Annotated in this window: 18 protein-coding genes; 11 read left to right on the top strand and 7 right to left on the bottom strand. The window is 71.4% G+C overall.

Annotated elements, in window-relative coordinates; translation table 11 throughout:
- The first annotated feature begins 12 nt into the window (after window positions 1–12).
- Window positions 13–1,431: a lipopolysaccharide biosynthesis protein gene (locus QRN40_RS02360; protein ID WP_285113877.1), complete on the top strand. Its 1,419-nt coding sequence runs from the start codon at window positions 13–15 to the stop codon at window positions 1,429–1,431.
- On the opposite strand, the gene QRN40_RS02355 is transcribed toward QRN40_RS02360, so the two are convergent.
- From QRN40_RS02355 to manA, 3 genes are read right to left on the bottom strand one after another with little or no spacing between them, the layout of a single operon-like run.
- Window positions 1,373–2,662, bottom strand: coding sequence for an O-antigen ligase family protein (locus QRN40_RS02355; RefSeq protein ID WP_285113876.1), 1,290 nt, complete (start codon window positions 2,660–2,662; stop codon window positions 1,373–1,375). The genes QRN40_RS02360 and QRN40_RS02355 overlap by 59 nt on opposite strands.
- A gap of 59 nt (window positions 2,663–2,721) precedes the next feature.
- Entirely contained in the window at window positions 2,722–4,146 is a 1,425-nt protein-coding gene (locus QRN40_RS02350; protein WP_285113875.1) for an O-antigen ligase family protein, read from the bottom strand.
- 28 nt (window positions 4,147–4,174) lie between these two features.
- Window positions 4,175–5,335, bottom strand: coding sequence for a mannose-6-phosphate isomerase, class I (manA, locus tag QRN40_RS02345; RefSeq protein ID WP_285113874.1), 1,161 nt, complete (start codon window positions 5,333–5,335; stop codon window positions 4,175–4,177).
- Between the two features lie 116 nt (window positions 5,336–5,451).
- Between manA and QRN40_RS02340 the strand changes: the two genes are divergently transcribed.
- The 5 genes from QRN40_RS02340 to QRN40_RS02320 all read left to right on the top strand — a co-directional run bounded on the left by QRN40_RS02340 (window position 5,452) and on the right by QRN40_RS02320 (window position 13,006).
- Window positions 5,452–6,630, top strand: coding sequence for an acyl-CoA dehydrogenase family protein (locus QRN40_RS02340; protein ID WP_285113873.1), 1,179 nt, complete (start codon window positions 5,452–5,454; stop codon window positions 6,628–6,630).
- A gap of 90 nt (window positions 6,631–6,720) precedes the next feature.
- Complete coding sequence (gene galE, locus QRN40_RS02335; protein ID WP_285113872.1) at window positions 6,721–7,683, top strand: UDP-glucose 4-epimerase GalE; 963 nt, start codon at window positions 6,721–6,723, stop codon at window positions 7,681–7,683.
- A gap of 185 nt (window positions 7,684–7,868) precedes the next feature.
- Entirely contained in the window at window positions 7,869–8,192 is a 324-nt protein-coding gene (locus tag QRN40_RS02330) for a WhiB family transcriptional regulator (protein WP_285113871.1), read from the top strand.
- Window positions 8,193–8,265: 73 nt separating this feature from the next.
- On the top strand, window positions 8,266–11,577 hold the full coding sequence (locus tag QRN40_RS02325; protein ID WP_285113870.1) for a glycosyltransferase family 2 protein: 3,312 nt from the start codon (window positions 8,266–8,268) through the stop codon (window positions 11,575–11,577).
- A complete protein-coding gene (locus QRN40_RS02320; RefSeq protein ID WP_285113869.1) occupies window positions 11,570–13,006 on the top strand; it encodes a DUF5719 family protein in 1,437 nt (478 codons plus the stop codon). The genes QRN40_RS02325 and QRN40_RS02320 overlap by 8 nt, the downstream gene beginning before the upstream one ends.
- A 13-nt stretch (window positions 13,007–13,019) precedes the next feature.
- Here QRN40_RS02320 and QRN40_RS02315 read toward each other — a convergent pair whose 3' ends face one another.
- Complete coding sequence (locus tag QRN40_RS02315; protein WP_285113868.1) at window positions 13,020–13,463, bottom strand: metallopeptidase family protein; 444 nt, start codon at window positions 13,461–13,463, stop codon at window positions 13,020–13,022.
- Window positions 13,464–13,505: 42 nt separating this feature from the next.
- Between QRN40_RS02315 and QRN40_RS02310 the strand changes: the two genes are divergently transcribed.
- From QRN40_RS02310 to QRN40_RS02295, 4 genes are read left to right on the top strand one after another with little or no spacing between them, the layout of a single operon-like run.
- Window positions 13,506–13,715, top strand: coding sequence for a DUF3499 family protein (locus tag QRN40_RS02310; RefSeq protein ID WP_285113867.1), 210 nt, complete (start codon window positions 13,506–13,508; stop codon window positions 13,713–13,715).
- 26 nt (window positions 13,716–13,741) lie between these two features.
- Complete coding sequence (locus QRN40_RS02305; RefSeq protein WP_285113866.1) at window positions 13,742–15,166, top strand: phosphomannomutase/phosphoglucomutase; 1,425 nt, start codon at window positions 13,742–13,744, stop codon at window positions 15,164–15,166.
- Window positions 15,167–15,184: 18 nt separating this feature from the next.
- On the top strand, window positions 15,185–16,669 hold the full coding sequence (gene ahcY / locus QRN40_RS02300; RefSeq protein ID WP_285113865.1) for an adenosylhomocysteinase: 1,485 nt from the start codon (window positions 15,185–15,187) through the stop codon (window positions 16,667–16,669).
- Entirely contained in the window at window positions 16,669–17,220 is a 552-nt protein-coding gene (locus QRN40_RS02295; protein WP_285113864.1) for a GNAT family N-acetyltransferase, read from the top strand. The genes ahcY and QRN40_RS02295 overlap by 1 nt, the downstream gene beginning before the upstream one ends.
- Before the next feature lie 12 nt (window positions 17,221–17,232).
- On the opposite strand, the gene QRN40_RS02290 is transcribed toward QRN40_RS02295, so the two are convergent.
- Both QRN40_RS02290 and QRN40_RS02285 read right to left on the bottom strand, forming a co-directional pair.
- Complete coding sequence (locus tag QRN40_RS02290) at window positions 17,233–17,904, bottom strand: cyclase family protein (RefSeq protein ID WP_285113863.1); 672 nt, start codon at window positions 17,902–17,904, stop codon at window positions 17,233–17,235.
- Window positions 17,905–17,967: 63 nt separating this feature from the next.
- A complete protein-coding gene (locus QRN40_RS02285; protein WP_285113862.1) occupies window positions 17,968–18,789 on the bottom strand; it encodes an RDD family protein in 822 nt (273 codons plus the stop codon).
- A gap of 17 nt (window positions 18,790–18,806) precedes the next feature.
- Between QRN40_RS02285 and QRN40_RS02280 the strand changes: the two genes are divergently transcribed.
- Window positions 18,807–19,802: a stage II sporulation protein M gene (locus tag QRN40_RS02280; RefSeq protein WP_285113861.1), complete on the top strand. Its 996-nt coding sequence runs from the start codon at window positions 18,807–18,809 to the stop codon at window positions 19,800–19,802.
- 12 nt (window positions 19,803–19,814) lie between these two features.
- Here the strand turns inward: QRN40_RS02280 and QRN40_RS02275 are convergent, their stop codons facing one another.
- Window positions 19,815–21,146, bottom strand: a complete 1,332-nt coding sequence (locus tag QRN40_RS02275) for a DUF58 domain-containing protein (protein ID WP_285113860.1) — start codon at window positions 21,144–21,146, stop codon at window positions 19,815–19,817.
- Window positions 21,147–21,150: the final 4 nt, after the last annotated feature.

Below are 21,150 nucleotides of genomic sequence, written 5' to 3'. Positions count from 1 at the left end.
GCTTTCGTCGTAATGTTGGCGTGCCGCGAGAGGCGGCCGCCGTCCATCCTTTCACGCACCATCGGGGAGAGATCCATCACCGCGTTCGAACCGCTCAACGAGCCCATTCCGGACATCGAGGAGGCGTCGGCGCCCCGCTCGGCGCGCTCGTCGGTCGTGCTCATCCTGGGCGCGACGGCGATCGCCGGGATCGCAGGCTACGTGGTCACCTGGCGGGTGTACACGGAGGTCGGAGCCGCCGGCTACGGCGTGTTCTCGGTGTTCTGGTCGGCGCTGTTCCTGGTGGTCGGCATCCTGTTCGGCCTGCAGCAGGAGTCGACACGGGCGACGGCGCAGACGGTCGTCGCCAAGCGGGACGGGCTCCCCGGCCGGGCGGGCGTGCGCCGCACCTCGCTCTGGGCGTTCGCCGCGATCGCGGCCCTGGTCATCGGCGTCGTGGTGATCGCCACCAGCGTGCTCTGGGCGGTGCCGAGCCTCGGTTCGGCGAATGCGGGTCTCGCGTGGTTCGTGGCCGTCGGCGCCGCGCTGAACTGCCTCGTCGCCGCCGCCTCCGGGGTGATGGCCGGCGCGGGGATGTGGCGTCAGCTCGCGGCCATCGTCGCGCTCGACGGCATCCTCCGCGTCATCGGCGTGGTGGCCGTGCTGGGTGTGACGCACGACATCGTCCCGCTCGCCATCGCGGTGATCGCGCCGTTCCCGATCTCGCTGATCGTCGTCTTCCTCACCGCCCCGCGTGCGTTCGTCGAGAACGCCCGGGTCGCGATCGGCGTGCGCTCCCTGGTGGCGAACACCGGACGGACGATGCTCGCCGCCTCCGCGACCGCCGTGCTGATCAACGGCTTCCCGCTCGTGCTGTCGTTCTTCGCCGGGCCGGAGAACCACTCGGACCTCGGCTCGCTGGTGCTCGCCGTCACCCTGACGCGCGCGCCGATCCTGGTGCCGCTGACGGCACTGTCCAGCTTCCTGGTCAGCCGCTTCTCGCACCATCCCGACCGCACCGCTCGCACCATCGCGCTGCTGCTCGGCGGGATCGCCGTCGTGATCCTGCTGCTCTGCGGTGCGGCGTGGCTGTGGGGCGAGCCGGTCATGCACCTGGTGTTCGGCTCACAGTTCGACCTGTCGGCCGGGGTGCTGGTCGCTCTGATCGCGTCGTCCGGGCTGATCGGCGCGCTGTTCGTCAGCGGTTCCGCCGTGCTCGCACGCAACCTGCACGGGCTGTACGCGCTGGGCTGGGTGGCCGCCTCCGTGGTCACGCTGGCCCTGCTCTTCGTACCGCTGCCCCTCGCCGGGCGCGCGGCGCTGGCCCTCGCGGTCGGACCGGCCGTCGGGCTGGTCGTGCACCTGATCGGCCTTCGTGCCGCCGGGCGCGGCGTCAGCTCTGGTCGCGATGCGGCAGCCGCAGCCGCCAGCTCATCCCCTGCGACGCCTTGACGGTGCAGATGACGAGCACCATCCACCCCGCCTCGATCAGGATGGAGCTCTCGAAGACGCTGGTGGCGAGCAGCGCCACCAGCACCAGCGGCGCCCAGGCGTAGACCACGCTGCGCCGGTTCGAGGCGAGCAGCCACGACCGACCGAAGGCGAGCGCGATGAGGGCGACGAACAGCAGGAGCCCGATGATGCCGACCTGCAGGTAGACGTCCAGGTAGGCGTTCAGCCCGTCCGCGTGGTAGACGCCGGTGGCCGCCTGGATGGCGGTGAACGGGTAGAGATCGGTCGGCCAGGAGCCGACCCATCCCCAGCCGACCGTCTGCTGCACCGGGATGAGCTCCCAGATCTGGATCCACAGCTGGTATCGCACCTGGAAGTCGGCGCGCGCATTGAGCAGGTCGATCACGCGCGTCCGGTAGATGTAGGCGACGACGAGCACCGCGAGCGTCAGGATCGCGAGACCCCACTGGAAGTACGGACGCTGCTGCGGCGCCGCCTTGCGCAGCAGGTAGAGCGCCAGGGTGGCGAGCCCGACGACGACGGAGACGGCGGCGATGACGGGGGAGTGGGCGAGCAGGATGCACAGCCCGGCCAGCGTGATCGAGAACGCCGCGACGGGCGGGCGCACCGACCGGGTCCGCAGTTCGACCAGGAACGTGACGAATGCGATCAGGGCGACGATGCTCAGCTGGTTGCGCGAGCCGAACAGACCCTGGATGGGACCGCCGGCCGCGATGTTCCCCTGGATGCCGAGGAAGCGCAGCGGGGTGTCGATCAGCAGGCCGCTCAGCACTTCGAGGGACAGCGAGACGGTCAGCAGGAACCGCAGCGCGTCGCCGACCACCCGCACGATCTGGATGGCGTCGCGGACGAGCGCGATGTACACCGCCAGGAAGGCGAAGATCAGCTGATAGAAGACGCCCGCGACCGTGGCCCACTGGTATTGGCTCCAGAAGGTCGAGATCGCGCACCAGCCCACGAAGAGCAGCGCCGAGATGGGCAGCAGGCCATGCCATTCGATCAGGCGCCATTGCGCGGCGAAGGACAGCGCTGCGAGCACGACCAGCACCGCCAGCGCGCCGATCAGGCCCGGCCAGCCGATCAGAGCCCGGATGGCGTGGGTCGAGAAGCCCGTGATCACCGCCACCAGAGCCAACGTCGAGTTGAAGCGGGCGGAGCCCAGGAACTCGGTCACCGCGGAGGGCACCAGGGTCCGACGGGGCGTTGCCATGCTCACAGACTACGGGGACGGCGCCTTCCCGCGCGCCCGGGCGGCCGTCGAGACATCGATTACGGAGCGGTCCGCTTGGTCGCCACGGCGAGTGTCACGAGCAGCGCCCAGCCTCCCTCGATCAGCATCCGGCTCTCGGCGAAGCTCTGCGCGATCAGCGCGGCGATCAGCAGCAGCGGGAGCAGCGTGAGGGCACGGTAGGGCTGGTCGTCGGCCACAGTGAAGCGCGGGCGGTCGATCGCGAGGAACCAGGTCCGGCCGAACGTCGTGAGCACCAGCAGGATGAAGACGACGAGTCCCACGATCCCGAGCTGCAGCCAGACATCCAGCCAGGCGTTGTGCGCCTGCAGGTACTCGACGCCGTTGCGGGTGGCGAGCCCGTCGAAGGGTTTGACCCACGGCGCCCAGTAGCTCACCCACCCCCAGCCGAACACCGGCCGCTGCTGAGCGAGCTTGGTCACCGCCGCCCAGATATCGAGGCGACCCGTGAGGTCCTCGCTCTTGCCGAACAGCGCGGGGATGCGGGAGGCGAACACCGAGACCAGCACGATCGTCGCGGCGACCAGGGCGATGCCCACCACGTACACGGGCGTCCGGCGATCGGCGCCGGCACGCCGGGCCCACAGCGCGAAGCCGAGCACCACGGCGGTGACGAGGGCGGCGGCGATGACGGTCGCCGAACGGGTGAGCGCGAGCGTGAGGGCGGCCAGCACCAGCCACGTCACGGAGGAACCCCGCCGGACGGTCCGGTCGGCGACCTGGATCCCGAAGACGATCAGCGACAGCAGCGCGATCATCGCGAGCAGATTGCTGTTCCCGACGATGCCCTGGATCGGGCCTCCGTGGAACAGCAGGTCGCGGCTCCAGTAGAACGCCTGCGGGAGGGTGCCGGACGGGATCGGCTTGACCGGGGTCAATGGCAGCACCGGGTGCCGCACGAACAGGGCGACGACCAGCTCGAAGAGCAGCGACAGCCCGAGGATCCACCGGAACGCATTGCCCAGGGCACTCAGCAGCCCCGGCCAGCCCAGCCGGAGCGCGAGGAACACCCCGCCCGCGGCGGTCAGCAGCGAGCTCAGCACGCCGAGCGCGCTGGCTCCGGGGTACGCCGACCAGGCGATCGACAGCAGGGCCAGCGCCAGGAACAGCAGCAGCGTCTTGGGCGTGGTCCGCCACCGGAAGCGCGGGCGCGAGCGGACCACGAGCACGATGCAGACCACCGCGAGCACCCCGGCGAGGACGAAGTAGCCCGGCCAGCTGATGAGGTTGCGCCAGAAGTCGCCCGCGAAGAGCGTGAACAGCACGACGGCGCCGACGACCGCCTCCCCGGTGCCCGTCGCGGACCGTGCGGCCTCGACCCGGGCCGGGTCGACGCCGCTGCGGCGGCGCGTCACCGACCGGAGCGCCGGTCGCCCGGCGGGCCGGGAGGCGGCACGGCCGGCGTCGTCGGCACGGGTGGGCGGGTGGACGGGCGGGGAGGTCACCTGGGCAGGATAACCGACCCGCCGCTGCTCAACGGTTGGGATGCGCGACGAACAGGGTCCCCCGGCCGGTGGCCGTGAGCTCGCGCTCATCGGTGACGACCGCCGCGTCGCCACGGCGCAGGTGCAGCGATCCGCTCGTGCCGCTCAGCTCGACCTCCCCGTCGGTGACCAGAGCGATGGCGGTGCCCGGAAGCGGGACCGTCGCGCTCGGCACCTCCCCGGTGAGGGAGACGAACTCGAGGGCGAAGTCCGGCACGTCCGGCCGGAACGTCTCGACGCCGGCGGCCGGATGCTCGGCGGCCAACGGGGTCGCCCGGATCGGCCGGAAGTCGAGCACGCCGACGAGCTCCGGCACGTCGATGCGCTTGCGGGTGAGCCCGCCGCGCAGCACATTGTCCGAGGCGGCCATCAGCTCGATGCCGAGTCCGCGCAGGTACGCGTGGATGTTGCCCGCCGGCAGGTACAGCACTTCGCCCGGGCGCAGCGTCGCCCGGTTCAGCAGCAGCGCGAGCACGATGCCCGGGTCGCCGGGGAAGGCCTCGTCGAGCATCCGCACGGTGTCCGCGTCGCGGTCCCCGGGCAGCGCCCGTGCCGCGGCCACGACCTCGGCCACCAGCAGGTCCACGTCGGTGTCCCCGCCGAGCAGCCACTCGGTGGCGCGCCGCAGCACGGCTTCCGGCTCGCCGTCGAGCGTGCGGGCGAAGCCCGACAGCACCGCTCCGCCGTTGCCCGCAGCAGCCAGCCGCTCGAGCGCCGCCCGGCTCTCGGCCGGGTCGCGGAAGCCGCACAGCGCCTCGAAGGGGTCGCTGAGCGCGAAGATCAGCTCCGGCTTGTGGAACGGGTCCTTGTAGTTGCGGTCCGGCGAGTCGGGCGCCAGCCCTGCGGCGTTCTCGCGCTCGAAGCCGGCCCGCGCCTGCTCGGGCGAGGGATGCGCCTGCAGCGACAGCGGCCCGGCGGCGGCCAGCACCTTGAGCAGATAGGGGAGGTCGCTCGTGCGCTCCCACGCGGCGAGGTCGGCGGCGCCGTCGGCCAGCGCAGGGTCGAGGACCCGGGCGGGGGAACCGGGATGCGCGCCCAGCCACAGTTCCGCCTCCGGTCCTCCGCTCGGCTCGGTGCCGAGCAGGCCCGCGATCGCCGTCGTGGAGCCCCAGGCGTAATCGCGCGGAGTGTTGCCGATGCGCACAAACATGCGTTGCCATCCCTTTCGTTGCGTTGGACCAAACTACCAATCGCTTTTGTCGCGACCGGCCGGGTTCCTTAGGCTGACGGGCGCCCGACCATCCACGTGGACGCAATGGAGCAGACATGCCCTTCGAGACCATCGCCGGCGACTTCTACGGCTTCGAGACCCTCCTCACCGATCGCGAGAAGGACTTCATCGCGACCCTGCGCGAGCAGTTGGAGGCCGAGGTGAAGCCGATCGTCAACGAGTACTGGGAGAAGGCGGAGTTCCCGCACCAGATCCTCGATGTCATCCACCGCAACGGCACGGTCGGGCTCGGCTTCCCGGAGACCGCGGCGTTCGAGAACTCGGCGGTCTTCCGCGGCTGGGTCGCGCTGGAGCTGGCGCGCGTCGACGCGTCGGTGAGCACGTACGTCGGCGTCCAGAACGGTCTGGCGCTCGGCGCGATCGGCGTGTGCGGCTCCGACGAGCAGCGCGCCGAGTGGCTGCCGAAGCTGGCGAGCGGCGAGGTGCTCGGCGCGTTCGGCCTCACCGAGCCGACGTCGGGCTCCGACTCGGCGCAGGGCCTCAAGACGATCGCGACCCGCGACGGCGACAACTGGATCCTCAACGGATCGAAGCGGTGGATCGGGAACGCCACCTTCAGCCACATCACCGTCATCTGGGCGAAGAGCGCGGAGGACGGGCAGGTGAAGGGCTTCATCGTCCCGAACTCCACCCCGGGATTCACCACCACGAAGATCGAGGGCAAGCAGTCGCTCCGCATGGTGCAGAACGCCGACATCACCCTCGAGAACGTCATCGTGCCCGAGTCGCTGCGGCTGCAGAACGCGAACAGCTTCAAGGACACCGCCCGCGTGCTGCGCCTGACGCGTGCGGAGGTCGCCTGGGCCGCCGTCGGCGTCGCCGTCGGCGCCTACGAGGCGGCCCTCCGCTACACGAAGGAGCGGGTGCAGTTCGGCAAGCCGATCGCGTCGCACCAGCTGATCCAGGACCTGCTGGTCAAGTCGCTGGGGAACATCACCGCATCCATCGGCCTGTGCACCCGCGTCTCGCAGATGCTCGACGACGGTGAGCAGCGCGACGAGCACTCGGCCCTCGCCAAGGCGTTCGCGACGGCCCGGATGCGCGAGACCGTCGCCTGGTGCCGCGAGGCATTGGGAGGCAACGGCATCGTGCTCGACTACGACGTCGCGCGCTTCTTCGCCGACGCGGAGGCGCTCTATTCGTACGAGGGCACCCGGGAGATGAACACGCTGATCGTCGGCCGGGCGATCACCGGTCAGGCGGCGTTCGTCTGAGCTGAGACGACGGCGGCCGCCTCCGGGCGGTTCGTCCACGGCCGGTAGGGTTGCCCCAGGTCTGTCGGACGAACGAGCAGGAGGACCGCCGTGGCGTGGTTGGTGACCGGAGGCGCAGGGTACATCGGAGCGCACGTCGTGCGGGCGTTCCGCGACCAGGGGATCGACGTGGTCGTCGTCGACGACCTGTCGAGCGGCCATGAGGAGTTCGTCCCGGCGGGCGTCCCCTTCTACCGGGGCACCATCCTCGACGGCGAGCTGCTGTCGCAGCTCTTCGCCGAGAACACCATCACGGGCGTGGTCCACGTGGCCGGCTTCAAGTACGCCGGGGTTTCGGTTCAGCGTCCGCTCCACACCTACGAGCAGAACGTGACGGGCACGGCGGTGCTGCTCGCGGCGATGCAGGATGCGGGCGTCGACGCCATCGTCTTCAGCTCGTCGGCCGCGGTGTACGGCACCCCTGACGTGGACATCGTCACCGAGTCCACCCCCAAGAACCCGGAGTCCCCGTACGGCGAGTCCAAGCTGATCGGGGAGTGGCTGCTGCGCGACCAGGGGGTCGCCGTCGGCCTGCGTCACGCCTCGCTCCGGTACTTCAACGTCGTCGGCTCGGGCGACCCGAGCCTGCGCGACACCAGCCCGCACAACCTGTTCCCGCTCGTCTTCGACGCGCTCGTCGCCGGGCGCACCCCGCGGATCAACGGAGACGACTACCCGACCCCGGACGGCACCTGCGTGCGCGACTACATCCACGTGGCCGACCTGGCGCTCTCGCACGTGGCCGCGGCCAAGCGGCTGGATGCGCACGAGCCGATCGAGCCCGTCTACAACCTCGGAAGCGGCGACGGGGTGTCGGTCGGGCAGATCATGTCGACGGTCGCCGAAGTGACCGGCATCCCCTTCACCCCAGAAGTGGGGCCTCGACGTCCGGGGGACCCGGCGAGGATCGTGGCCTCGGGAGAGCTCGCCGCGCGCGATCTCGACTGGGAGATGCGCCACTCGCTCGAGGACATGGTGCGCAGCGCCTGGGAAGCACGCCAGGCGGCATCCTGACACCGTCCCCGGCCGCGTGAATCGACCGGGCGTGTCGGGATTGTTGTCGATCTCCGGCGCGTCGCGAACTCTCGACCAGCGGTCAAGGCTTTACGATTCGCGACTTGACGTGAGCGAATGACAACGGTGTAATTAGGTCACACGGGAATCCCGTGTTTCAGCTGTTCATGGGTGGGGAGACCGATATGCCAGTTCCTGAATATCGTTCTGGGGTACCCGACGACTGGTTCATCGACCCGGTCAAGCTCGGGGTCCCGGGCGTCCGTACGGTGGAGGTCGAAGAAGACAACCCGCTCGCCTGGCAGACCGACGCCCTGTGCGCGCAGACCGACCCCGAGGCGTTCTTCCCCGAGAAGGGCGGCTCCACCCGCGATGCGAAGCGCATCTGCACCTCGTGCGAGGTGCGGTCCCAGTGCCTGGAGTACGCGCTCGCCAACGACGAGCGGTTCGGCATCTGGGGCGGGCTGTCCGAGCGGGAGCGTCGCAAGCTCCGCAAGCGCGCCGGCTGAGGCCCGCGCCTAATCCACGCCGCGCCCGGCCCAAAGACCGGATCGGCGCGACCCCGACCTAGGCTGACTGGCGATGTATCCGAGAGTCACCGCCATCGTCGTCGCCCACAGCGGCGGCCCCCGCCTGCAGCGCACTCTCGACGCCCTCGCGGGACAGACCCGTCGACCGGACGCCGTGATCGCCGTCGACTGCGCGACGTCCGACGACGCGACGCGCCTGCTGTCCGAGGCCCAGCCCACCCAGCTGCTGAGCGTCCCCGAGAAGCTCCCCTTCGGCGCTGCGGTCGCCGCCGCCGTACGCGTTCTGCCGCCCGCTTCCGATCCGGAGCAGCTGCTGTGGCTGCTCGCGAACGACACCGCGCCGGAACCGCAGGCCCTCGAGGCGCTGCTGGCTGCGCTCGAGGTGTCGCCGTCGGTCGCCGTGGTCGGCCCGAAGTTGGTCGACTGGGACGACCCGGCCTTCATCCGCGAGTTCGGCGAGGCCATGACGCCGTTCGGCGCGTCTGTGCCCCTGGTGGAGAACGAGCTCGACCAGGCCCAGCACGACGGCCTCAGCGATGTGCTCGCCGTGTCCAGCGCCGGGATGCTCGTCCGCCAGTCCCTGTGGGAGCGGCTCGACGGCTTCGACCCGGCACTTCCGACCATCGACGATGCGCTCGACTTCAGCACCCGCGCCCGCCTCGCCGGATTCCGGGTCACTCTGGTCGCGCAGGCGCGGGTCGCCATCGCCGGCGAGGGCGTCGCCGGCCCGAACTTGTCGCCGAAGTGGACGGTCCGCCGCCGCCTGGCGGGGGAGCGGCGTCGCGCACAGCTGCACAGACGCATGGCCTACGCGCCGGGATGGGCGGTGGTGCTGCACTGGCTCACCCTGGTCCCGCTGGGCATCCTCCGTGGCATCGTGCGCCTGCTGCGCAAGGAGCCCGGGTCGATCGGCGGAGAGCTCGGAGCCGCGTTCCGGGTCGCCTTCTCCGGTCGTGCGGTCAGCAGCGCCCGGCGGCGGCTGGCGTCCGCTCGCGAGGTGAGCTGGGCGGCCGTCGCGCCGCTGCGCATCCCGTTCTCGGAGGTGCGGCGCGCCCGCGCTCTGAAACGCGAGGCGGCGACCGTCCGCCAGCAAGGCGAGAAGCAGGACCTCGACTTCTTCGGCGGGGGCGGTGGATGGGCGGTGCTGGCCGCCCTGCTGGTCGGCCTCGCCCTGTTCTTCCCGCTCATCGGCTCCGGAGCGCTCAGCGGCGGCGGGTTGCTGCCGCTCGATTCGTCCGTCGGTCAGCTGTGGGCCGACCTCGGCTACGGCTGGCGCGACGTGAACCTCGGCTTCACCGGTGCCGCAGATCCGTTCTCCGCCGTCCTGGCCGTGCTCGGAACCCTCACGTTCTGGCAGCCGTCGCTCTCGCTCGTGCTGCTCTGGGTGCTCGCCCTCCCGCTCGCCGCACTGGGAGCCTGGCTCGCCGCAGCGCGGCTGACCACGCGCCCGACGCTGCGCGCGTTCGGTGCGCTCGCCTACGCGCTCGCGCCCACTCTGCTCGTTGCCCTGCAGGGCGGCCGTCCGGCCGCGGTGCTCGCACACATCCTGCTGCCCTGGCTGTTCTTCGCCGGGCTCGCCGCTCGCCGGTCGTGGGCGGCCAGTGCGACCACCGCACTGCTCGCCGCGGCGACGGTCGCCTGCGCGCCCATCCTCATCCCGGCCCTGTTGATCGCGTGGATCGCCGCGATCGTCTTCGCCGGACGTCGCGCCGCACGCATCGTGTTCATCCCGCTGCCCGCCATCGTGCTGTCCGCGCCACTCGTCTGGCAGCAGCTCTCCCGCGGGGCGTGGCTGTCGATCTTCGCCGACCCCGGGGTCGCGCTGGATGCACGGCAGACGCCCGCCTGGCAGCTGGCCCTCGGCTTCCCCGACGGGACGCTCGGGGGCTGGCACGAGCTGGCGTCGTACTTCGGGCTCGCGGGGATCGCGGCCAATCTCATCGTCCCCATCCTGCTGGCACCGCTCGGGATCCTCGCCATCCTGGCGCTGTTCCTGCGCGGCACCGTGCGCGCGATCGTCGCCCTGCTGGTGGCCCTCGCCGGCTTCCTCACGGCGGTGCTCGCGCTGCACCTCCAGCTCGCCGTCTCCGGCGGGACCGTCGTGCCGATCTGGGCCGGCAGCGGAGTGAGCCTGTACTGGCTGGGCCTCATCGGGGCAGCGGTGCTCGCCCTGTCCGCATTGGGACGCGCCGCGGTCTACCCGGCCTGGGTCGCCATCGTCACGCTCGCCATCGCGGCCGTCCCGATCGGGATCGCGACGTTGAACGGCCACGCCGCAGTGGCCGAGAGCGACGGCCGCACCATGCCGGCGGTCGTCACCGCGAAGGCCGCAACCCAGCCGCGCGCGGGCACCCTGCGGATCGTGCCCCAGGCCGACGGCGGCATCCGCGCCGAGATCGTGCGCGGGAGCGGTGAGACCCTCGATGACCAGTCCACCCTCGCGAATACCCAGCGTTCCCTGACCCCGGGCCAGCAGAACCTCGCCCTGCTCGCGGGAAACCTGTCCTCGCGGAGCGGCTACGACGCCTCCACGCAGCTGAAGCAGCTCGGGATCGACTTCGTCCTGCTGACGCCGTCGATGACGGAGACGGGCCAGCCGGCCGAGCCCGCTGCGGAGGCGACCCGGTCCCGCGCAGCGGTCGCGATGGATGCCAACCCGCTCCTGGCGCCGGTCGGCGCGACGGGGAACGGCCGGCTCTGGGCCTTCGACCGCGGAACGGCCGCCGTCCCCGCCGCCGCGAAGATCCCCGTGGATGCGGGAGGCATCTGGCGCGTGATCGTGCTGGTCGTGCAGGCGGTCATCATCGGGGCGACGCTGCTCATGGCGATCCCGACCACCCGGTCCGCCGACCGCGTGTCCGAGCTGTCGGCGCGGCGTCCCGGCCGGCGGAAGGCGGAGGAGACGGCCGTCGAGCCGGACGATGAGCCCGAGGGTTCTGAAGCCGCGCCGGACGGCATCGCGGGCGAGAGCCTGGACGAGTACGAGGCGGAACCCGAGGACGAGGCCGTCGTCGAGTCGGCCGAGGTCGAGGAGGTGCCGGAGCGCGAGCCCGTCGCCGAGTCGGAGCCGCTGGAGGAGCCGGAGCCGATCGCCGAGCCGGAGCCGATCGCCGAGCCGGAACCGGAACAGATCGCTGAGCCCCAGCCGGTCGTCGAGCCGGAGCCGGTCGTCGACCCGGAAGCTGATCCCGAACCCGAACAGTTCGCCGACCCGTCAACACGGCCCACCCCGCACCCGGACGTCGACACCGACCACCGCTACGAGCGCGTGACCACGCCGCCCGCCCCGACAACGCTCGAAGAGGGCCTCGAGGAGACCATCATCCGACCCCGACGCACTTTCGAGGGAGGCGACCGTGGCTGACCGCAAAGGCATCGCCCGCATCGGCTTCCGGACCCTCGGCGGGGTCGTGGGGATCGGCGTCGCCGTCGTCGCCATCGCCGGCGCGACGCTGCTCCCTCTGCCGAATTTCGCGATCGCCGCGCCCGCGAAGACCGTGACCCCCGTCCCGGCCGACCAGCAGCGCGTCTGCCCCGGCCCTCTCCTCGAGCTGGCCGCGGACGCCGGCGCGGCCACGCGGCCGAGTTCCGTCGGTGCGCCCACGTTCGCCGCCGACGCGGACACCTCCGAGGTGCGGACCAGCGCGTTGAAGCCGGATGCGGATGCGTCCGGGTCGGACGAAGCGCCGCTCGTCGCCAAGGTCTCCACCCCGCAGGGGTCGACCGCCCCGCCGCTGTTCGCCGCCGCGCAGGTGCAGTCGGCCTCGTCGGAGGACCTCGCCGGACTCGCCGCCGCCGCCTGCGCGGAGCCGAGCGCCGACACCTGGCTCGTGGCCGGATCCACCTCCCTCGGACAGACCAGCCTGGTGCTGCTCGCGAACCCGAGCGAAGTGGATGCGACGGTCGACCTGACGATCTACACCGAGACGGGTCCCGTGAGCGCACCCGGCGCGGCAGGGATCGTCGTCCCGGCCGGATCGCAGAAGGTCGTGCCGCTGTCCGGGCTGGCGCCGTCCGCGTCCGCACCCGTCGTCCGTGTCCAGACCACCGGCGGCGAGGTCGTCGCCTCCCTCCAGCAGAGCTACGAGCAGGGCATCCAGCCGCGCGGTGCCGAGATCGCCGGCGCGACCGGGACCCCGAGCCGTCAGCAGATCATCCCGGGCGTGACGATCGCGTCGATGGCGGCCATCCAGGGCGCCCAGTCCGCCGAGGGAGTGGGCGTCGACTTCCCGGTCGTGCGGCTCCTCGTCCCGGGCGACAAGGACGCCCAGGTGACGATCGGCGCCGTCGGTGAGGCCGGAACGGCCGCGGGCGACTCGTACGCGACGACCGTGAAGGCGGGGACGGTCGCCGAGGTGCCGCTCGACCACCTGAAGGACGGCAACTACACCGTGACCGTCAACTCCAGCGTCCCGCTCGTCGCGGCGGCGCGCACCTCGGTCATCGGACCGAAGACGCGCGACTTCACCTGGTTCTCGTCCTCGCCGGCGCTGCAGAAGAGCTTGCTCGCGGTCATCCCCTCCGGAGCCGTGGCCATGCTGCACCTGGCGAACCCCGGCGACAAGGATCAGACGATCACCGTCGGAGGACTCGATGGCGGCGGCAAGCCCTCGAAGCTCGTCGTGCCCGCGGAGGGCGGCGCGGCGGTCAAGATCGCGCCCGACAGCTACCGGATCGCGGGAGCCGACGGGCTCTTCGGCAGCGTGAGCTTCTCCGGTGCGGGGAGCGCGAGCTCGTTCGCGCTGACGCCTCCCGGGCCGCTCGCGGCGCCGATCACCGTCTACCCGAACTGAGGCCGGGCTCCGCTCAGAAGTGGCGGTACCGGTCGGGCGCGAGGTCCCACGGGTCCTTGCCGAGCAGCTCGGCGACGGCGCGGAAGACGCATCCCTCGATGTACATGCGGCGGTGCAGCTCGTCGTCGCGGTGCAGCTTGGTCAGGCGCTGGATGGGCACGCGGTAGAGCACGATGCGCCGGCGCCCGGCGTCCACCCGCCAGCGATCGACGCCGTCCGACCCGGAGTTGCCGATCGGGGTGGCGGCGACCTCGAAGTGGACGTTCGACAGCTCGTCCGGCCAGACGCCTTTGAGGTAGTCGGCCGTGGAGGCGACGGTCATGTCGAAGAAGTCGATGCGGTTCTGCAGCATCGGCAGGTGCGGACCGGTCACCGGGCCCCGCGCGCCGCGGCCGTGCCTGCTCCGCCAGCGGCTCGTCGCCGGGGGCTGGCTGCTGGTGCGGCGGTTGCGGGGCATGTCGCCATCCTACGACCGTCGTGCTCCGGTAGTCTGAGCCCGATGTTGAGCCGTCCCTGTTCCCGAGTCGCGTGCCCGCGCGACGCCGTTCAGACGCTCACGTACGTGTACGCCGACTCGATGGCCGTTCTCGGGCCGCTGAGCCTCAAGCACGAGCCGCACTCGTACGACCTCTGCGCCATCCACGCCGAACGGCTGTCGGCGCCGCAGGGCTGGCAGATCGTGCGGCACGTCAGCGTTCCCGATCTCTGAACCCTCGCCGCGGTAGGTTAGGGGCCATGAGCATCACCGGTGACCCGCGCCTGCAGTCCGTCGTCAAGACCTACGACATCCGCGGGCTGGTGGGGAAGGATCTCACGGTCGAGGTCGTCGAGGCCATCGCGGCGGCCTTCATCGACGAGGTGGATGCGGCGGGCCGCGACGTCATCGTCGGTCACGACATGCGCGACTCCTCGCCGGCCTTCGCAGATGCGTTCGCGCGCGGCGCGCGGGCGCGCGGCGCGGACGTCGTGTCGATCGGGCTGTGCTCGACGGACGAGTCGTACTTCGCCTCGGGTTACCTGCAGGCGCCGGCCGCCATGTTCACGGCCAGCCACAACCCGCCCACCTACAACGGCATCAAGCTGTCCCGCGCCGGAGCCCAGGGCCTCAGCATGGACACCGGGCTCGGCGCGGTGCGCGACCGGGCCTCCGCTTACCTGAAGGACGGCATCCCGAAGGTGGATCGACCCGGCTCCTTCCGCGAGGAGGACGTCCTCGAGCGCTATGCGGCCTACCTGCGGTCGCTGGTGGACCTCAGCGGGATCCGCCCGATCACGATCGTCGTGGATGCGGGCAACGGGATGGGCGGACTCACCGTCCCGGCCGTGCTGGAGGAGGCGGCCGGCCTCCCCGCGCTGCCGATCACCGTGGTGCCGCTCTACTTCGAGCTCGACGGCACCTTCCCCAACCACGAAGCCAACCCGCTGGAGCCGAAGAACCTCGTCGACCTCCAGCGTGCGGTGGTCGAGCACGGCGCCGACCTCGGACTCGCCTTCGACGGCGACGCCGACCGCTGCTTCGTCGTCGACGAGCGCGGCTCCGCGGTCACGCCGTCGGCGGTCGCCGCCATCGTCGCGCTGCGGGAGATCGCCCGCGCGCGTGAGGAGGACCCGGACGCCGAGATCACGGTCATCCACAACCTGATCACCTCCAACATCGTGCCGGAGACCATCGAGGCGGCTGGTGCGGTCCCGCTGCGCACCCGCGTCGGGCACACGCTCATCAAGGACGCCATGCGTCGTTCCGGCGCCGTGTTCGGCGGAGAGCACTCCGCGCACTACTACTTCCGCGACTTCTGGAGCGCCGACAACGGGATGCTCGCCGCCATGCACCTGCTCGCCGAGTACGGCTCGCAGGACCGGCCGCTCTCCGAGCTCTCCGCCCGCTACACGCCGTACGCGATGTCCGGCGAGATCAACTCCACCGTCGACGACGTCCCCGCCGCGTTCACGCGGGTGGTCGAGGCGTTCACCGGGCGCGCCGAGTTCGACGAGCTGGACGGGCTGACGGTCACCGGGCGCGTCGGGCAGGACGACCCGTTCTGGTGGTTCTCCGTGCGGCCGTCGAACACCGAGCCGCTGCTGCGGTTGAACGTGGAGGCGGCGGACCAGGCGACGATGGCGCGAGTACGGGATGAGGTGTTGGGGCTTATCCGGGGGTGAGGTGCCAGAATAGAGCCCATGCCAGCTAGCACCAGCACCGCCACCTCCCTGCCGTTCAAGGTCGCCGACCTCTCCCTCGCAGAGGCCGGACGCCACCAGATCCGGCTCGCCGAGAACGAGATGCCGGGGCTCATGGCCCTCCGCGCCGAGTTCGGCGACGCTCAGCCGCTCGCCGGTGCCCGGATCGCCGGGTCCCTGCACATGACCGTCCAGACGGCCGTGCTCATCGAGACCCTGGTCGCGCTCGGCGCACGGGTGCGCTGGGCCAGCTGCAACATCTTCTCCACGCAGGATGAAGCGGCCGCCGCCATCGCGGTCGGACCGGAGGGCACCCCCGAGGCCCCGGCCGGTGTGCCCGTCTTCGCCTGGAAGGGCGAGACGCTCGAAGAGTACTGGTGGTGCACCCAGCAGATCTTCGACTGGTCCGCCGAGGCCGCCGCGGACGGCGCCGACTACCTCGGCCCGAACCTCATCCTCGACGACGGCGGCGACGCCACCCTCCTGGTGCACAAGGGCCGCGAGTTCGAGCTCGCCGGAGCCGTTCCGGACGACGCCGAGGGCGACAGCCACGAGTACCGCGTGATCCTCGCCGCGCTCCGCGCCTCCCTCGCCTCGTCGAAGGACCGCTGGACGCGCATCGCGGGCGACATCATCGGCGTCACCGAGGAGACCACGACCGGTGTGCACCGCCTGTACGAGCTCGCCAAGGAGGGACAGCTCCTGTTCCCGGCGATCAACGTCAACGACTCGGTCACCAAGAGCAAGTTCGACAACAAGTACGGCATCCGGCACTCCCTGCCGGACGGTCTCAACCGGGCCACCGACGTGCTGATGGGAGGCAAGGTCGCCTTCGTCGCCGGCTACGGCGACGTGGGCAAGGGCGCCGCCGAGGCGCTCCGAGGGCAGGGCGCCCGCGTCATCGTCAGCGAGGTCGACCCGATCAACGCGCTGCAGGCCGCCATGGACGGCTACCAGGTCGCGCGTCTGGAGTCGGTGATCGACCAGATCGACATCCTCATCACGGGCACCGGCAACCTCAACGTGGTCACCCTCGACCACCTGCTCGGCCTCAAGCACCTGGCCATCGTCGCCAACGTGGGTCACTTCGACAACGAGATCGACATGGCCTCGCTCGAGACGCTCCCGGGCGCCGAGAAGGTCGAGATCAAGCCGCAGGTGCACGAGTGGCGCCTTCCGACCGGCCGCAGCATCCTGGTCCTCTCCGAGGGCCGCCTGATGAACCTCGGGAACGCGACAGGGCACCCGAGCTTCGTGATGAGCAACTCCTTCACGAACCAGGTGCTCGCGCAGCTCGAGCTCTTCGTCTCGCCCGAGAACTACCCGGTCGGCGTATACGTGCTCCCGAAGCACCTCGACGAGAAGGTGGCGCGCCTCCACCTCGACGCCCTCGGCGTCGAGCTCACGACGCTGACCGCCGAGCAGGCGGCCTACATCGGTGTGCCGGTCGACGGTCCCTACAAGGTCGACCACTACCGCTACTGATGGTTCTCGACTTCGCCGACCGGGAGCTCCCCGGCGGCCTGATCCTCCGGGTCCGGAGGGTGCAGGACGCCGGGCCGCTCGCCCACGCCTACCAGCGCAACCGCGGTCACCTCGCGCCGTGGGACCCGACCCGCACCGAGGACTTCTTCACGGAAGAGGGGCAGCTCTCCCAGACGCGGGAGCTGCTCGCCCTGCGCGAGATGGATGCTGCGCTCCCGCTGGTCCTCGCCGACGGCGACCAGATCGCCGGCGGCGTGACGCTCAGTCAGCTCGTCCGCGGGGCGTTCCAGTCGGCGTCGGTGGGCTACTGGCTCGATCGCGACCACGTCGGGCGCGGCCTGGCGTCCACGGCGCTCACGGCCGTGCTCGAGGCGGCACGCGACGACTACGGTCTGCACCGCCTCCAGGCCGCGACGATGCTGGCCAATCACGCGTCGCAGTCCGTCCTCACCCGGGCCGGGTTCGAACGGATCGGCGTCGCACCGAACTACCTGCAGATCGCCGGCCGCTGGCAGGACCACGTCCTGTTCCAGCGCATCCTGCACGACTGAGGCGGCGCGCGGTCAGCTCGCCGGTATCTCGGCGAACGCGCGGACGGGGAAGGTCCCCAAGCCCTCGATCGCGGGAGGTGCCGCGGTGAAGAGCGCACCGTGTTCCGGCAGCTCGCCGAGGCGGGTCAGGTGCTCGACGACGTGGATCCCTGCGGCGAGCAGGATGCTGTGCGCCGGGCGGCTCCCGCCGGACTCGGTGTCGTCGATGTTCAGCGAGTCGATGCCGACCAGCGCGACGCCCGCGTCCACGAGGGCCCGCGCGCCGTCCTCCGTCAGGAACGGTGCTCTGGAGGCGTAGGCGGCCGTGCCGAAGTGCGCGTCCCACCCCGTGTGGAGCAGGACGGCCGAGCCGGGCGCGAACTCGCGGAGCGCTGACGCGGCGATGCCGCGTCCGGCTTCTCCGCTGAGGTGGACGACCTCCGCCGGCAGCCCCAGCAGGGTGTCGAGGTCCAGGCCGGCCAGGTCGCTCCCGTCCGCGTAGCGGTGGAAGGGGCTATCGAGGTACGTGCCGGTGTTCCCGATCATCGTGATGACGTCCATCGCGAACTCCGTGCCCGGCGCGTAGACGGCGCGTGACGCCTTGCGGGTGAGGTGGGGTTCGATCGTCGGTGCGGGCAGCCCCGGGTAGGTGATCAGGCCCGCGCGGATGCGGTGGCTGAGGTCGACGATTCGGCGAGGGGGCACGGGGTCTCCGATACGGGGCAGGTGGCAGGAGTGCAGGGCGGGCGGTGCGGGCGAGGGTGCGGGTCAGCGCTCGGGGAAGCCGTGGGGCAGCGCGCCGAGCACGGGATCCAGCCGGTCCAGTCGCTGCTGCTCGAGGGCGAGCCCGCGGGCATCCCGCTCGCGCCGCAGCACGGCGACAGCGACCAGGAACGTCTCGGCGTCCACGGGCGGGAGCGGTGAGACGTAGGGCGACGCCTCCCGGGCCAGCTCGGTGCTGAGACCGGCCCGCGCGGCCGGCGTCAACTGCGGCGCCTGGCGCACGAACTGTGCGATCCGCCGCGACAGGCGGTCGGGGAGCCGGGCGACGTCGGCCGTCTGCGCCCAGGCGGTCAGGTGCGGTGCCAGGTACAGGGTCAGCGGCTGCGGTCGCGGTACCCGGACCAGCTGGCTGTAGGTGCCGGCGAGAAGGTCGCCGAGTCGCTTCGAGCGGGCGTTGAGCAGCCCGGTCAGCGCGGCGATGGCGCCGATGGTCATGAAGATCTCGAGCACGCCCACGAGAGCGCGGATGAAGGAGTGTCGGAAGCCGATCGCCCCGCCGTCGTCGCGCACGATGCGGGCCCCGACGGCGAGCTTGCCCAGAGAACGGCCGTGGGAGAGCAGCTCGATCGTCGTGGGCAGCACGACCATCCCGAACACCAGGATGAGCACCACCAGGACGCGGACCAGGGCTTCGTCGATCCCCGCGCCGGTCGCCGCCAGCAGCAGGAAGCACCCGAGCATCACCAGCATGTACGTGAGCCAGTCGATGATGGTCCCGGCGGCACGGAGGATGTAGCTCGCGGGCTTCACATCGAGTGCGACGGCCTCGCCGGTGTAGGAGCCCTGCTCGGCCCCGGCCTGCATCATAGATATCATCTAAGCAGATGGACCTCGACGCCTTCACCGCCGCCCGCAGCGCCGACTGGGACGAACTCTCCCGGCTGGCCGCGAAGCGGCGCCTGGACGGCCCGGAGGCGGACCGCCTGATCGATCTGTACCAGTCCGGTGCCGCCGATCTGTCCGCCATCCAGACGAGCGCGGGGGCGACCGCGGTCGGCGATCGGCTCTCGCTCGCCCTGTCGTCGGCGCGACTGCGCTTCACCGGCGCAGGCAGCAATCTGCTCGCGCAGCTGCCGCGGTTCTTCGTCCTGCAGCTGCCCGCGGCGCTGTACCGGCTGCGCTGGATCGTGCTCGGCGTCGCCGTCGCCACGATCATCATCGCGACCCTTTACGCCGTCTGGATCACCGGCAACCCGGACGTGCTCCGGAACCTCGGGGACGACGCGAACCTGCGCCACTACGTCGAGCACGACTTCATCGACTACTACTCCAACAACCCGGCTGCGTCCTTCGCCGGCCAGGTCTGGACCAACAACGCGTGGATTGCTGCGCAGTGCATCGCGTTCGGCATCACCGGCCTCTACGTGCCGTACGTGCTCATCCAGAACGCCGTCGGTGTCGGCACGGCCGCCGGCGTGATGTTCGCCTACGGGCGCGGGGACATCCTGTTCTCGTACATCGTGCCGCACGGCCTGCTGGAGCTGACCAGCGTGTTCGTCGCGGCCGCCGCCGGACTCCGCATCTTCTGGGCATGGATCGCTCCTGGCGCCCGGACGCGCGGGCAGGCGCTCGCCGAGGACGGCCGTGCGCTGTTCACCGTCGCCGTCGGCTGCGCGATCTCGCTGTTCGTCTCCGGCCTGATCGAAGGATTCGTTACGCCGTCCGGCCTGCCGGTCTGGGCGAAGATCGCGATCGGTGCGCTGGCGCTCGCCGCCTACCTGACGTACATGCTGGTGCTGGGCCGCCGCGCCGTGCGGGCGGGCGAGACGGGCGACCTCACCGAGTTCGAAGCCGGAGCGCGACGCATCGTCGTGGGCTGACCGCCGCCGGGCTCAGAGCCGTCCGGCCGCCTTGAGGGCCAGGTAGCGGTCGGCGAGTGCGGGAGGGAGGTCGGCAGGGGATCCGGTGACCACGTCTCCGCCGAGCCGGCGGACGGCCGCCGCCACGCGGCTGAGGTCGAGGAGCGATCGCTCGGCGGCCGCAGCGCGGTAGACCTCGTCCCGGTCGCGCCGCTGCCCGGTGGCCTCCAGCGTGTCGGGGTCGGTCACGCTCGCGACCACCACCAGGTGCTTCGCCGTGAGCTGCGGGAGCACCGACAGCAGCCCGCGGGAGCCGCCCGGCGACTCGATCGACGTGAGCAGGACCACGAGCGAGCGCTGCGAGGTGAGCGACGCGACCTGGGCGGGGACGGCCGACCAGTCCATCTCGATGAGCGCGGGTTCGATGCCGGCCATCGCATCCACCATCCGGGAGAGCAGCTCCGGGCCGCTCGCTCCCTGCACCCGGCCGCGCACGACGCGGTCATAGGCGACCAGGTCGACCCGGTCGCCCGCGCGTGTGGCGAGCGCGGCGAGCAGCAGCGAGGCCTCGAATGCGGTGTCGATGCGCGGCTCGTCGGCCACGCGGGCCGCGGAGGTGCGAGCGGAGTCGATCACGATGATGACGCGCCGGTCGCGCTCCGGCCGCCAGGTGCGCACCATGACGCGAGCGCCCTGTCCGCTAGCGGGGTCGTGCCGCCGTGCCGTCGCACGCCAGTCGATGGAGCGCACGTCGTCTCCGCGCACGTACTCCCGCAGGGAGTCGAACTCCGACCCCTGGCCGCGCAGCAGCACGCTGGTGCTGCCCTCCAGCTCGCGGAGGCGCGCCAGCCGGGAGGGCAGGTGCTTCCGGGCGGTGAACGGAGGGAGCACGCGGATGCGCCCGGGCGCCTCCAGCGTCGCCTGGCGCGCCCACAGGTGCAGCGGACCCCACGACCGGACGGTGACCGTGGCGACGCGCCGCTCGCCGCGCCGCCAGGGCCGGAGGGACGTCACGATCCGCCGGCGCTCGCCCGCAGGAAGGGTGACCCGCGTGCGGGTCGGCTCCGCCGCCGCGGACGGCTCCCACGCGTCTCGTACGGTTCCGCGGATCGTGCGGCGGCCGGTGTTCGTCACGTACAGCTCCGAGGCCGCCTCCGCGCCGAGCCGAACGCGCAGCGGGAGCGACCGCTCGACCGCGACGGACCGCGGAGAGCCCGCGATCAGCAGGTCGAGCAGCCCCAGGAGCACGCACAGCAGCACCCATCCGCCCAGCGTCGCGTAGGCGAGAGCCTCGCGCCCGCCGAGCAGTACGACGGGCACCACGCCTAGAGCGAGCAGGGCGACGAAACGTCCGGAGAGGGTCACGTCG

The sequence above is a fragment of the Leifsonia sp. fls2-241-R2A-40a genome (assembly GCF_030209575.1).
Taxonomy (GTDB): domain Bacteria; phylum Actinomycetota; class Actinomycetes; order Actinomycetales; family Microbacteriaceae; genus Leifsonia.
This window is presented reverse-complemented; position numbering and strand designations above follow the sequence as displayed.